Genomic DNA, 13,941 nt, shown 5'->3' on the forward strand with positions numbered 1-13,941 from the left:
GCCTCGAAATCGAAAAGCCTCAATTGGTCACAGCGATTTAAGTTGATTCAGAAACTGATGACTGCAGCCACAAACAATAAACTTTGAAGTGAAAATAATAGGGCACACTTTAGCCCTGTGTTAGCCTCTGTCTTTCAAGCTCAGATTCAAAAGGTGAGTAATAGAATGAAAATATTCAGCAACTTCGATAGCGGTAGCATTCACGTCGTAAAAGCAGATGATAAAAGCGACATCCAACTTAAAATCCCCAACGATAACATGTCGGAATTCTACCAATGGTTCCACTTCCGTTTAGAGACCGAGGCTGAACAGTCACACACCATTAAGCTGTTAGACTTAGCTAAATCTGCATACCCAGAAGGGTGGCAAGGCTATGATGTCGTGGCTTCTTATGATCGTGAAGAGTGGTTCCGTGTACCCGCTGACTTTGATGGCGATACGCTCACATTTACGGTTATTCCTGAACGCAACTCTATCTACTTCGCTTACTTCGCGCCTTATACGTACGATCGTCACCTTGATTTACTACACATGGCACAAAGCGCGCACCATTGTCAGCTGGAAACACTAGGTCATACCTTAGATGGCAATGACATGAGTCTGCTGACTTTCGGTGAGCCAGAAGAAGGCAAAAAGAAAATCTGGATGATTGCACGTCAGCACCCGGGTGAAACCATGGCGGAGTGGTTCATGGAAGGTATGATTCAACGTTTGCTGGATGAAAACGATACAGCCGCACGTGCTCTGCTTGAGAAGGCAGTTCTTTACGTTGTACCGAACATGAACCCTGATGGCGGCATTCGTGGGCATCTGCGTACTAATGCGGTGGGCGCAAACCTAAACCGTGAGTGGCAAACCCCTTCAATGGAAAAAAGCCCGGAAGTATACTTAGTTCGTCAGCGTATGCTAGAAACCGGTGTAGACATGTTCCTAGATATTCATGGAGACGAAGCGCTGCCATACAACTTTGTGGCGGGTTCTGAAGGCATTCCATCTTATGATGAAAGTTTGGCGTCTTTAGAGCGTACGTTTAAGCAAGCGTTGCTCACTATCACGCCTGAGTTCCAAGATGAAGTTGGTTACGAGAAAGACGAACCTGGTAAAGCGAACTTAACGGTTGGATCAAATTGGGTTGCGGAGCAATTTAAGTGTTTGTCATACACTATAGAGATGCCGTTCAAAGATAACAATAACCACCCAGATCCGCTGTATGGCTGGTCACCTGAACGTAGTGTGCTATTTGGCCAAGATGTGTTGGCAGCAACCTTAGCAGTAGTGGACGATATTTAGTATTTTCACTTTTATGCATTCAAACGGCTCCAATATAAAAAATACCGCGACGAACGCGGTATTTTTTATCGTTAAGAGTAAGTCAGTTTATTCACATGGTGGTGCCATATGGATCACCGCTAAACCACCCAAAGAAGTTTCGCGGTATTTTTTGTTCATATCTTTACCCGTTTGATACATGGTTTCGATAACTTTATCTAATGATATTAAGCATTTGCTCGTTCTCTTTAATGCCATACGAGAAGCATTAATTGCCTTCATTGCTCCCATCGCATTTCGTTCAATACAAGGTACCTGAACCAATCCACCAATCGGGTCGCAGGTCATGCCGAGAGAGTGTTCCATGGCAATCTCTGCCGCAATACAAATTTGCTCGTTGCTGCCACCTCTTAGTGCGGTTAAACCTGCTGCTGCCATAGATGAAGAGACACCGACTTCTCCCTGACAACCTACTTCAGCGCCGGAAATAGAAGCATTGGTTTTGTACAAAATGCCAATAGCCCCTGCCACGGCTAGGAAGTCTTTCAATTGCTTAATGTCTATCTCTTTAATAAAGCGGTGATAATACATTAGCACTGCAGGAATAACGCCGGCAGCACCGTTGGTTGGAGAGGTAACGACTTGGCCACCTGCTGCATTCTCCTCACTGACAGCGAAAGCAAATAAGTTAATCCAGTCCATGATCTCCATTGGATCATTTTCAACCGCTGCGTTTGCTTCCAGTTTTTTCAATAGATTCGGAGCCCGGCGAGTGACATTGAGTCCTCCCTCCAGAATCCCCTCAGTATCAAAACCGCGTTGCATGCAAAGGGACATGACTTTCCAGATCTGTTCCGCTCTTTGATTGATCGCTTCTTCGTCACGAAACGCCAACTCATTTTGTAGAATCATGCCACCTAAACTAAAGCCGTTTGTTTCCGCTTTTTCAAGCATTTCATCGGCTGATGTAAACGGGAACGGGACTTCAACCTCAGCTTGCTGCGTACCATTTTCCAGCTCGTCTGCCGTGGCAATAAAGCCACCACCAATGGAGTAATAAATCTCGAACGCAAGTTGTTCGCCAGATTCATCTAACGCAGTGATTGTCATGCCGTTTTCATGCAAAGGGAGGTTTTCGCTATGAAATACGATGTCATGATCGTAGCTAAAGGTAATTTCGCGAGTTCCGGCTAGCAATAAAGTATTGGTTTCGATGGTATGTTGAAGTGCGCTTTTCGCACTGGTCATTTTGATGTTATCGGGTTTATTGCCCATTAAGCCCAGAACGGTAGCTCTGTCGGTGTGGTGACCTCTGCCAGTCAGTGATAACGAGCCATACAAGTCTACTTGCACCCTATGTACTTTCGCCATAGAGTCTTGAAGTAACTGAGTAAAGTTAAACCCGGCGAGCATTGGACCGTTAGTGTGGGAACTTGAAGGCCCGACACCAACTTTAAAAATATCGAAAATCGACAGCATTATTGACTTCCTTTAGCATTGGACCTTTCACAGGTCTCTAGAGTATGACTGTTAAGCGGATGTTAATCCCTAGGAGGCAGTTGGCAAAGAAGATTTTTATATTATTGCCAACTCAGGCGCTAAGCGTCCGACAAATTAATAGAGATCGTAGTATGAAATTAGACAATGTGGTTATTGTTCTTGGTAAGCGGCTCGTCAAGAACAAACTAAGTCCGGAAGGGGTTTCAAGGGTGCAAGCATTAGTCAGCTCCCTTGACTCATTGTCCATGGAAAACACGGCAATCCTATTTTGTGGAGGCAAAACTCAAGGACAAGAAATCGCAGAGGCGGATGCCATGTTCAGCTATTTCCAGACGTTTAATAGGGGTCTTTCACTGCCATTTCCGAACAGTCAGATTCTGATTGAAAATCGCTCTACAAATACCATTCAGAACATGAACAATGCTGCAGACGAATTGTGCAATAGTGGTTTATTTCAAGCGACAAGGTATAGCCAATCACCGATTAATGTGACCCTTGTTTCTAACGATTATCATCTGGAGCGAATCATAGAGATTCAAACCTTAATGGATGAACAGGGCTTGCTGAACGTACTCAAATCGCGTTGTGCATCGATGGGATTGGAGCTCAGTATTGCTTTAGAGGTGGATAAACACATTAGCGTGCCATACCCCCATTATGGGACATCAGCTCAAGCGTTTTTGCTGCTTGATGAGTTGACAACCTACCGAGTTTATTTAGAAGGTGCAATTCGCGGGGTGTTTAGTCAAGACCTAGCTGTTGTAAGAGCGAAGCCGTTGCATATTGCTCAAACCGCGATAGAAAAACTAGAGATGCTCCCTCTAGACCATGAATCCTTGCAGAATATTCAGGAAATAAAAAAGGCCGTCACAATGACAGCCTTGGATGCTAATTTGAATGTGGCTCAGCAAGCTTTAGAACGCTTACACCCGCTCTTAACCGTGATGAACCGAACTATCGATCCTGAATCTGCGCTTTAATTTCACGACGGGTGCGGAACGCACTTAAGGCAATCAAGCTGTAGCACAGTAGCTCAATTCCTTCTTCAGAAATATTTTTAACGTCGCGAATATAGCTTTCATCCATCACATGGCGCCAAAAACTGCCCATTCCGTAAAGACGTGAAAAAACAAGCAGTAGGACAACCGAGCCGATCAATAGCTTCATGTGTGGATTTTGTAGAATTCGCGCCATTTCATTCACGGTGCCTTTGCCGCCTTGATACGCTTTAGCACAGGCTAAAGCCGTAATGGTGAGCGCAGGGAATACCCAAGAACCTTGATGGATCATATCCATCCAGTAATCCATTTCACGAATCATGAGTACAGCAAAGAAGCCAGAGATTAGAACTGCAGCGTGTTTTAACTCAGGTGTACGTTTCGACAAACTGAAAAATGACCATGATGCGATGGCTAGCATGATCAACTGAAGTGTTTCTGTTATCGATGACTCGCCCAGATTGGAATCTAATACAACGTAATCGAGACGAATACTCAAATTGACGACAATGCTGATAGCCACAATCATTAATGCATTCAAACATGCTCGATAAATGGTGTGTTTTGACTCATCAGTAATGACGTTGGTTTGTGCTGCTTCGGTCTTCTTAACGGTTTGTGCTTTCATTTTGACCACCCACTCCAGAAATGTGGAAAAATCGTGAATTTATGTGATATTTATCCCGAATTTTATTGTCCAGTTGGAAAGTTATGTCATGGGAGTGTCAGAAATGTCAGAGGTTACGTACAAAGTGGGCAAAGTAGAATCATTAACACAAATGAAAAAGGAGCCATAGGCTCCTAGATGAATGTCGATAACGGGGAACTTGTTTGAAACTCAGTAGTCCTCACCTTCTTGATGATTATCCCGATAATATTCCCATTGCTCTACGCGTTCATTATCTGAAAAGACACAATAGGTTACGCGTTCGCCATTCTCTGTGACGGTCTCCATTTCTCCACCTTGTTGAACACAGTAGACAGAAGCAGGATTTGCTGCCGATGTATATTCAGTCGAGCGCGTAGCGCCTTCGTATGTGGAACAACCAGCGAGCCCTGCCGTTACTGCTATGGTTATCATTAAACTTGTCTTATTCATTATTGTTCTCCGCATGGGATGGACGAGTATTGTATTGATTATAGGCAACTTTCACAGGTTAATGTCCTAACGATGTTAAAAGTATGATGGAGGGACAGGTTGGGGTGTGCAAATCAACTCCCCATCACTTAGTCAGCTTGGTATGAGCATCAAATCAGTGAGGAATACACGCTTGGAATTGTAACTTGGGAAAGTGAGGTAATTTAGGTAGTATTCGCGCAAAAGCATCACTACGGAACCTTCAATGAGACACTTAAAATCCACGATTCATCCAGATATTGATCATCTCGACGATAAAATCATTTTTAAGCGTAATGCTGCACGTGCCATCGTTCTTGATGGTGAAAATGTATTACTGCTCTACACGGAGCGCTACCATGATTACACCTTACCTGGCGGTGGTATTGACGATGGTGAGGATATCATTGCCGGACTGGTTCGAGAGTTAGAGGAAGAGACAGGAGCAAACAATATACACGGCATTAAGCCATTTGGTCTTTTTGAAGAGTTTCGACCTTGGTACAAAGATGACGCCGATGTGATGCATATGATCTCTTACTGCTATACCTGTAAAATTGACCGTGAATTAGGCGAGACGGCTTATGAGGATTACGAGGTCAAGAACGGCATGCGTCCTGTGTGGATGAACATTCATGAGGCGATTGCGCACAACGAGCAAACTATGGCTGAGAGCCCGAAAAAGGGCATGAGTATTGAGAGGGAAACCTTTTTACTACAACTGATCGCCAAAGAGCTGCTTTAACTATCCATACGCTCGCGCAGCGCAATGTCGGTGCCGACTCTATAACGTTAGCCCAATAAAAAAGTCCGAGCTCCCCCCCGGAACTCGGACCTATTCCAGACGCGCAAGCGAAGCGTCATCTCGATGTTCGAATTTGTTATCGCGTTAGAACTTGTATCGCGGTAATAGAACAATAGCCGTTTTATATTTGATGTGTAAATGGTTATTTAGTCTAACGGCGTTTTATAATCACTGATGAGAAGTATATCCATCCAATTACAGTTGTAATTTGGGTAACTATCAGTAAACCACTGCTCTTTCTTATCGTTGAGATACAATACCTTAACTTTGGCAAACACGCTTGCATCAAGATCACGAGTTACTCATTTAGTATACCAGTTTTTTATATTTTTAACGTTATCCTGACATTTGTCTCTTGAATGAACTCGATTTTTGGTTGCTCAATCGAGCAAGCCGACTAAAGTCGACAATTGGTTGAGTGAGACCTTTAGTACGCGTTATAGGAAAATACAAAAAGAGATTCCGGATGGCTTCCTGGGGGCTCGTCTGGAATCTCGGTTTTTAGGTTAAGGTTCTGAAGGGTGGGAGACGGAACGGTGAAACTTCTGGAACAACCACCCAAGTGCAACCAAAGAAGCGCCCAAGCCGAGGAAGCTAATAGCGCGCCAGAAACCATCCAGAGAACGCACATCCCACAAGAACACTTTCAGCGCGACGCATGCCAGGATGATGAGCCCGATACGTTGAAGGTTCATTGTTTTGCGTATGACACCTGTCCATGTAAGTAAGCCTCCGATAAGCAGTCCTGCCACTGAATAACTGAATAGCTCCGCCATACTAGTCGGCTGATACAGGGTCATGGAGCTTGTTTGCCAGAACTGTCTAATTGACATACCTAGCCATGCTGCTGTGAGTATGAATCCGATACTGGAAACAATCTGTCTGTGAATAATCAGAGTATTCCAACGCTTAACTACCGTGACAATTAGAATGCTCGCTGGTAGCAGCCAACCTAAACTTAACATATTGAAAACTGGAATAGCTTGCGCAGACACGTTATCAACGTTCAAAGGTGACTCAATCGTATTGAGTAATAAGGTCATCAAAGCAAATACGACCCAGAGCAAGTAACTATACGCTTGATACACGTAAGTGAGTTGCTGTGCGAACTGGCTGCGGTAGCTGTATACCAAACCCATGGCTAAAGCCTGGTTCGCAAAGACAATAGCACTGGTAAAGTCGATGTGGCCTAGGTAGCCATATTGTCCCGTTAACCAGTAGTTTGTTTGGGTGAACAACGCGATTAAAAAGACGTGCAGAAAGGCACCTTCAAACCAATTGGCGAGATCAACATCTGCTCTGGTTAGCACGGTTCGAGCATACGCAAGAATAACGAGTGCAGGTAGATAACTGAGTAGTACCCACGCCCAGTGCCCTGTTTCGACGGGCTGCCACTGAGGAATAAATGGCAGTAGCGTCAGGCGGACAACTAAAGCACCCATCATTATTTTGACCGCCCAACTGGCAGGGCGAAAATACCCAGCCTGTATTTGCAGTGCCATTATCGCCACTTGTGCAGAAATTGCAGTGGTCAGCCAGGTATCACTAAGCCAAACAAAGGAACAACCAGCCACGATAGCATGTACGACCGCGGAACATTCGTAGGCGAGTCGTGTTAAACGCATGCCCAAATAAACGTAGCAGACTGCAATTAAAGCCGTAAAGAACGTCCAATACCAGGCATAGCTGTACGTAAACTCGTGTGCGTAAAACAGAACGATTAGCGTCATTGAAGGTGCAAGGGCGAGCAACAAGACACTGGTTATGGAAGAGCGATCATTAAGCCCTTGTATATAGTTCCTTAGCGCAATAAATATGATACTCAATGCTAATGCGAGCAGAATACTGCTCTCACTCTGTGACATGTAGAGTGTGTCAAATGCGACCGAAACAACCAATATAGCGGTTGCTGATACCAGAACCGAAGGCAGGAAAACTCGCGTTGACCAACCCTTGCGTAACGCGGGTAGCCAGATAGTTGCAACAAGTAAAATATAGCAATACGCCATTTGAAAGACGTTAAGTTCGGGCATTCTTGTTATTGCAGAAAAGGTCAGAAATACGATTGCAAGAGACGTGATGACTGGAGGGTTTGTCCATTTATTCTGGCAATGGCGATAACGAGGGTTGAGTGTCCACCCTAAGCTCGGTACGGCATAAATCAGATACAACGTGAGCGATAGGTAAATATACGCCCAGGAGAATAAACTCTCTGTCGGAGTACTTTCTATCAGAATGAGCATCCACAGCGCATGTGGTATGGAACTACTCGGTGAGATCCAAGCCCTGCGTACCTTCTGCATAAGCAAAGTGGCTGCAATGGAGATTGCGCTGATGTAACCCGCTAACAGGAAATAATCAGGCTCAGCGCCGCTTATCCATAGTGGCGCAGTGTAACCGCCAATCAATCCCAACACGGCCATTAATGGCCCCTGTCTTAATGACAAAGCAAGGCTGGAGAATGCGGCGACAGCTAAGATCAGCAATGAGATGCTTGGTGTCAGCATTTGGTAGACAACAAATGCAAAAATAACCGTACAGTAAACGCCAGTCAGGCCAGTTCCAGTAATGGCGGCTGGAACATAAGTGAACCCTTGGGCTCGTTGTGCTCGTTCTGTATCGCGCTGTTCTTTTCGGTGAAACCACTCGCCCGCAGCGATCATGGCAAAAGATAAGGTAAACGCAAAAGCGACACGTACGAAGGGTGAAAACTCAATATGGCTGCCAATCACTTGCACCAAGTAGCCGCCACCAATAAGCATTGCCAACGCTCCCACCCATACGAGCCAGTTTTCTTGGAGGCTGGAGAGTAACTTTTCGGTTTTGTTTTCCCAATGACTATTGTCGTTCTCGGTGAAGCTCGCAATCTGAAAATCTTCCTGAGCAGTCTGATGCGCGAATAGCGGTTCTGCGGATGAGTCTACGTCGTTATCGGAACCTGCTGGGTGCTGCGATGGTTCAGTGTATTGACTCTCTGCTTGATTTGACGTTGTTCCAGCGATGTCAGAAGCTGGGAGAGAGTCTGTTTGCTCTGTTTCTGTGTGACTCGGTTGGTTTAGCCATCGTGAACGTAATTCATCCAACTCTCTGCGTAGCTGAGTTATCTCGTCTTCCAGATTTGAAATTCGTTTTACTGCTTTCAATGTAATCAGCAAGGCAAAGAACGCCATGATCACCGCTAATGAAGTCAACAAGTGCTTTTCTCCCTATCCAAGTCTCTTCAACTGCCTCATGAGGATTCTTAACTTTGAGCACCCAAGTTAAAGCTTAGTTCACGGTCTATACCTGTGAGCGTTGGGATGCTAGGTTCCGCCTAAAATTTTTAGAAACGCTGAAAGAACATTCTACATGTCGAATGTGAGTAGGTAAGTCTCCTTAACGGGAAATACAGTAAATTCTTAGACTTGCGCGATGATTTTGGGCTTATGTTTCTCTTTTTGGTTATTTTTCGTGTGTTGAATGGTGGAGTAAACGTGAACTCAACTATATTAGTAATTTCAAGCAATAAGATTGTCTCTTGCGTGTATACGCTAAAACAACGATAAGAATAGGTGACATAGATGCAAGTTGGTAATGAAGCGCTGGTGTTATCAGCGGTTGGGGTGATTGGTTTAGGGTGTCAGTGGTTAGCTTGGCGACTTCGTTTGCCTGCGATACTATTTTTGCTTTTGGCTGGCCTTGTTGTCGGGCCACTAATGCAGTGGCTGAAGCCGGATGAAATATTAGGAAACTTACTCTTTCCGCTGGTCTCGTTGGCAGTGGCCGTTATTTTGTTTGAAGGCAGCCTAACGCTAAATTTTAAAGAGATTCGCGGAGTGAGTGGCTCGGTATGGAGTATTGTCTCTTTTGGCGCGATTATCTCTTGGGCCATGACGAGTGTGGCGACACATTATTTCTTGGGTTTTTCATGGGAGCTGGCAATGTTGTTTGGCAGCTTGACCGTCGTAACGGGGCCTACCGTGATTGTTCCGCTGCTAAGAACTGTGAGACCAAACAGCACTCTGGCTAATATTCTGCGTTGGGAAGGGATTCTGATTGATCCGCTTGGTGCGCTATTTGTTGTCATGGTTTACGAGTTCATCGTGTCACACAGCGCGGTCAATAGCGTCGAAGTCTTCGCCAAGATCATCGCCGTTGGTGTCATTCTTGGTGTTGCGTCTGGCGCGGCGGTGTCCGCAGCGTTGCGTCGGGCATGGTTAACAGAATATTTACAGCCGTTTGCCGTGTTGATGGTGGTACTTGGCGTCTTCTCGGTTTCCAATCATTTAGAATCTGAAGCCGGGCTGCTTACTGTCACCGTTATGGGGATGTGGCTTGCCAATGCAAAAGAGATCAACATTCAGCAGATATTGCACTTCAAAGAGCACTTGACCATTTTGCTTATTACCGGCTTGTTTATCTTTTTAGCCGCTCGCATAAGCTTGGACGACTTTACTGCTCTGGGATCTGGCGCATTGATGCTATTTGTCTTCATGCAGTTGGTCTCGCGTCCGTTATCAATATTCCTCGCTACGATACGCAGTAATTTAGGTCTCAAGGAAAAACTGTTTCTGTCATGGGTTGCACCGCGCGGTATTGTTGCGGCCTCTATTTCGTCTCTTTTTGCTATTAAGCTAATCGAATACGGCGTCAGTGGTGCTAGTCTGCTTGTACCAATGACCTTCATGGTAATTATTGGAACCGTTGTGCTACAGAGTGCGACGGCTCGCCCTGTCGCGGTTGCCTTAGGGGTCGCAGAGCCTGCGCCGAGGGGGTTCTTATTGATTGGTGCGAACCGAGTTGCCAGAGAAATAGGTCAGGCATTAGCACGTTATGACAGGCGTGTTCTCATGACGGACTCAAACTGGGAATACATCAGTCAAGTTCGCATGCTCGGTTTGGATTATTACTATGGGAACCCGATATCCAGCCACGCAGATGATAACCTCAACTTAATCGGTATTGGCCAGGTTGTCGCCCTGACGCCGGATCAACATTTCAACATTATGGCTTGCATGCAGTTTGTCGATGAGTTCGGCGAAGATAAAGTGCATTGTCTGCAAAAAAACCAAAACAAACGGTAATGGTAGGGAAAAGCACACCGTCGCGCAGGAATATCATGGCAGGCTACTGATGGGCGGGAATGTCAGTTACAGCCAATTGGCGAGTTTATTGAGCCGTGGAGCGGAAATAAAACATACTAAGCTAAGTGACAGTTTCACCTATCAGGATTATTTGGCGCATCACAATAGCAATTTGCTCATTCCACTGTTTTATGTGGAAGAAAAGGGCAAAATTCACTTCTGTGATGATCCCGAACAGTTTGCACCAAATACGACCAGTACGGTGGTGTCTTTGATTATGCCTGAAAGCAATCAACAGCCGTTATAGAATCTATTGAGTTGGCATCTTGCCGATTTGTTATCCAAGCTTACAAAAGCTGCTGGCCTCACATGCGTTAAACTTGTGAGGTAAAAAGCAAAGTAAATCAATGGACTTGGCAGATCTAAAGGAAGTGCGGCGGATATTTCAGAAATTTCGCATTGACGTTACTGATAAGGATCGCAATACTGCGCGACTGTTTTACTTTAGGGTGACATTATGGCTCCGCAAACTAATCGAAAAGATTTACACCTAGACGCTGTTTTACATCATGACATGAGCATGAAGCATAAAACGGCGGGCTTCGAGTCTGTCGAATTTGAGCACTGTGCGCTGCCAGAATGTGACTTTAACGCCATCGACCTGTCTACCGAGTTCTTAGGTCGAAGGCTAGCTCTGCCATTTTTAATCAGTTCGATGACAGGTGGAGCCAAAGACGCGGAATCAATCAATTGCCGTTTGGCTGAAGCGGCAAGTGAATTAGGTATTGCGATGGGGGTAGGCTCTCAACGCATTAGCCTGGAGCAGAGTCTGAACTCAGGTTTAGGCCGAACGATTCGGGAGCTGGCTAAAGGTGTGCCGTTGTATTCCAATTTAGGTGCGGCTCAACTGCGTGATAAAGAAAATTTGGACAATGCTCAACGAGCGGTAGACGCCATTCAAGCCGATGCTCTGATCGTGCATGTGAATCCGATGCAAGAAGCTTTTCAGGCAAATGGCGACCACAACTGGATTGGTGTGATTCATGCGATTGAAAAACTGGAATCACGAGTGGATGTTCCGATCATCGTCAAGGAAGTCGGGTTTGGTATTAGTGGCTCTATGGCTGAAAAACTGGTCGACGCAGGTGTTAAAGCCATTGACGTGGCGGGAGCTGGCGGCACTAGCTGGAGTGCGGTCGAAGGTTTCTGTCAGGATAATGCCCGTATGAAGTGTGCAGCGGAGCTGTTTCGTGACTGGGGAATACCAACGGCTAACTGTCTTGAACAAATTCGTGCTCAGTACCCTGCGTTACCTTTAATCGCATCTGGCGGTGTTCACAACGGGCTAGAAGCTGCCAAAGCGATCCACTTGGGCGCTAATTTGGTTGGCCAGGCGGGAGCTGTACTGAAAGCCGCGACAATAAGTACGCAAAACGTTGTCGAACATTTCGAACAAATGGCACTGGAATTACGTTTGACGTGTTTCGGTACCGGATCGGCGAATCTATTCTCTTTGCCTAAAGCGAAGCGTTTATAGTCGCACGACGATGTGTGCGCTAACCCAATGATTTTAGATAAATTGTCGATGTCTTAACACGTAGACTGATAATTTAGTTATAGTTTATACAAAAGTCGCTTCAAGATGTTGTGTTCGACAGTCATGTTTGATTGCCTCATCTGGGCGTTACTTGTCTAGAACATTCTTTGACACTGGAACCTAAATCTTATGAAAAAATTGGTAATGTTACTGTTGGCGTCTGCGGCTTTAACTGCTTGTAGCGACGAAGTTGGCACCGAGAGTTGGTGTAACGACATGCGAGACAAACCAAAAACTGAGTGGACAACAGAAAGTGCCATGGATTTTGCTAAGCATTGCGTCCTTCAAGATGGCGTGGGCAGTGAACAGTGGTGTAAGGACCTGAAAGAGAAGCCAAAAGGTGACTGGACTGCGAATGAAGCGTCTAGCTACACGAAACACTGTATTTTCTAATTGAGCTGAAACGCTCAATGTTTATCTCCCAAAGCCAAGCCCACTGCTTGGCTTTGTTGCCTATTTGCTCAGTTTTTCTGAGAGCAACTCCTACTGCACGTTTTGAAGTTCCTCGAATCCGCCAGCATTATGAAGGTTTGTAAAGCCCTTAGATTGGAGGTACTGATACGCTTTTCCTGAGCGATTGCCGCTACGGCAGTAAAGCACAATCTCTTTATCTTTTACGATACCTTTATAATGTTTGTCTAGTTCTGAAAGCGGAAAATTAACTGCATTGTCCAGGTGACCTTCTGCAAACTCTCGGGGTGTACGCACATCAATAATCATTGCGCCTTGCTCAATCAGCAACCACCCTTGCTCCGCGCGTTCTGAGGCAAATGTCATTGGAGTTATCAGGCTAATGCAGATGGCTGTAAGAGTGAGAGAAATAAAACGTTTCATTGTCCAAGCTCCGTCTTTTATTCATAAGACAATGACTACCATCGTCCAGAAATACCGATCATCATAGATCCAATATTAACCATGGTGAACAGAATTATTTGAGAATGATGATCCACTTCGCTTGCTAAGATTTTAGCCCTAGCATCGCACCGAAGAGAATTAAACCCGCTCCGCAAACTTGATTTAATCGATGCTTCACCTTGAGCAGTAGCGTTTGTAAATATGGCGATGTAAACAATATCGCTACCATTGAGAACCAAATGCCATGCAACGCAATCATGTATCCCCCATAGATCAGAGCTCTGGTTTGGTTATCCGTTTCTGGATTGATGACTTGACTAAAAATACTTAAGAAAAACAACATCGTTTTTGGATTAAGGACATTACACAGAAAGCCTTGGAAAAAGAACTGCCAATCAGAAGTACTTTCGTGCGTGATTTGCTCCTCGGCTTGCTGTGATGATGAAGAAAAAAGCCCTTTTACTCCGAGGTATACCAAGTAGGCTGCACCTAAGTAACGAATCACACTAAATAGCCATTCATTTTGTGAGATTAAGTAACTGATACCGAGTAACGAGTAAGAGATATGTATTGAGATGGCGAGGCTGATTCCGACTGCACTCCAAATTCCTGCGCGTCTGCCATGATTAAGACTGTTTTTTAATACCAACACAAAATCAGCTCCGGGACTGATAACGATAAGTATGCCTAGTAAGGCAAGGCTGAACAACTCCATGGTGGCTCCTGTTTAATTGTTG

The 13,941-nt window shown here is 45.1% G+C and carries 11 protein-coding genes and 1 pseudogene; 6 read left to right on the forward strand and 6 right to left on the reverse strand.

What is annotated here, in order from left to right; translation table 11 throughout:
* The first annotated feature begins 165 nt into the window (after positions 1-165).
* Positions 166-1,290, forward strand: a complete 1,125-nt coding sequence (locus OO774_RS18565) for a M14-type cytosolic carboxypeptidase (RefSeq protein ID WP_264908234.1) — start codon at positions 166-168, stop codon at positions 1,288-1,290.
* Between the two features lie 87 nt (positions 1,291-1,377).
* Here OO774_RS18565 and OO774_RS18570 read toward each other — a convergent pair whose 3' ends face one another.
* Positions 1,378-2,748 (reverse strand): L-serine ammonia-lyase, encoded by a 1,371-nt coding sequence (locus tag OO774_RS18570; RefSeq protein WP_264908235.1) that lies wholly within the window; start codon positions 2,746-2,748, stop codon positions 1,378-1,380.
* Between the two features lie 152 nt (positions 2,749-2,900).
* Between OO774_RS18570 and OO774_RS18575 the strand changes: the two genes are divergently transcribed.
* Positions 2,901-3,749 (forward strand): YdcF family protein, encoded by an 849-nt coding sequence (locus tag OO774_RS18575; protein WP_264908647.1) that lies wholly within the window; start codon positions 2,901-2,903, stop codon positions 3,747-3,749.
* Here OO774_RS18575 and OO774_RS18580 read toward each other — a convergent pair.
* Together OO774_RS18580 and OO774_RS18585 are read right to left on the reverse strand one after the other, a co-directional pair.
* Positions 3,724-4,395: a hypothetical protein gene (locus OO774_RS18580; protein ID WP_264908237.1), complete on the reverse strand. Its 672-nt coding sequence runs from the start codon at positions 4,393-4,395 to the stop codon at positions 3,724-3,726. The two genes, OO774_RS18575 and OO774_RS18580, sit on opposite strands and share 26 nt — an antisense overlap.
* Positions 4,396-4,605: 210 nt before the next feature.
* Positions 4,606-4,866, reverse strand: a complete 261-nt coding sequence (locus OO774_RS18585) for a DUF333 domain-containing protein (RefSeq protein WP_264908239.1) — start codon at positions 4,864-4,866, stop codon at positions 4,606-4,608.
* A 244-nt stretch (positions 4,867-5,110) separates the two neighbouring features.
* Here OO774_RS18585 and OO774_RS18590 point away from each other — a divergent pair, with 244 nt between their 5' ends.
* Positions 5,111-5,629 carry an NUDIX hydrolase gene (locus tag OO774_RS18590; protein ID WP_264908241.1) on the forward strand — a complete coding sequence of 173 codons (519 nt, stop codon included), beginning with the start codon at positions 5,111-5,113 and terminating at the stop codon, positions 5,627-5,629.
* A 566-nt stretch (positions 5,630-6,195) separates the two neighbouring features.
* Here OO774_RS18590 and OO774_RS18595 read toward each other — a convergent pair.
* Positions 6,196-8,883, reverse strand: coding sequence for a DUF2339 domain-containing protein (locus OO774_RS18595; RefSeq protein ID WP_264908243.1), 2,688 nt, complete (start codon positions 8,881-8,883; stop codon positions 6,196-6,198).
* A 366-nt stretch (positions 8,884-9,249) separates the two neighbouring features.
* Between OO774_RS18595 and OO774_RS18600 the strand changes: the two are divergent.
* The 3 genes and pseudogenes from OO774_RS18600 (at position 9,250) to OO774_RS18610 (ending at position 12,742) form a co-directional block, all read left to right on the forward strand.
* Positions 9,250-11,059, forward strand: a pseudogene (locus tag OO774_RS18600) (sodium:proton antiporter).
* Between the two features lie 210 nt (positions 11,060-11,269).
* Positions 11,270-12,289, forward strand: coding sequence for a type 2 isopentenyl-diphosphate Delta-isomerase (fni, locus tag OO774_RS18605; protein ID WP_264908245.1), 1,020 nt, complete (start codon positions 11,270-11,272; stop codon positions 12,287-12,289).
* A 189-nt stretch (positions 12,290-12,478) separates the two neighbouring features.
* Complete coding sequence (locus OO774_RS18610; RefSeq protein WP_014233597.1) at positions 12,479-12,742, forward strand: DUF3012 domain-containing protein; 264 nt, start codon at positions 12,479-12,481, stop codon at positions 12,740-12,742.
* Between the two features lie 90 nt (positions 12,743-12,832).
* Here OO774_RS18610 and OO774_RS18615 read toward each other — a convergent pair whose 3' ends face one another.
* On the reverse strand, positions 12,833-13,183 hold the full coding sequence (locus OO774_RS18615) for a rhodanese-like domain-containing protein (RefSeq protein WP_264908248.1): 351 nt from the start codon (positions 13,181-13,183) through the stop codon (positions 12,833-12,835).
* Positions 13,184-13,307: 124 nt separating this feature from the next.
* Complete coding sequence (locus OO774_RS18620; RefSeq protein ID WP_264908250.1) at positions 13,308-13,919, reverse strand: LysE family transporter; 612 nt, start codon at positions 13,917-13,919, stop codon at positions 13,308-13,310.
* Positions 13,920-13,941 lie beyond the last annotated feature (22 nt).

Origin of the sequence: Vibrio sp. STUT-A11 (genome assembly GCF_026000435.1) — a bacterium.
GTDB lineage: Bacteria > Pseudomonadota > Gammaproteobacteria > Enterobacterales > Vibrionaceae > Vibrio.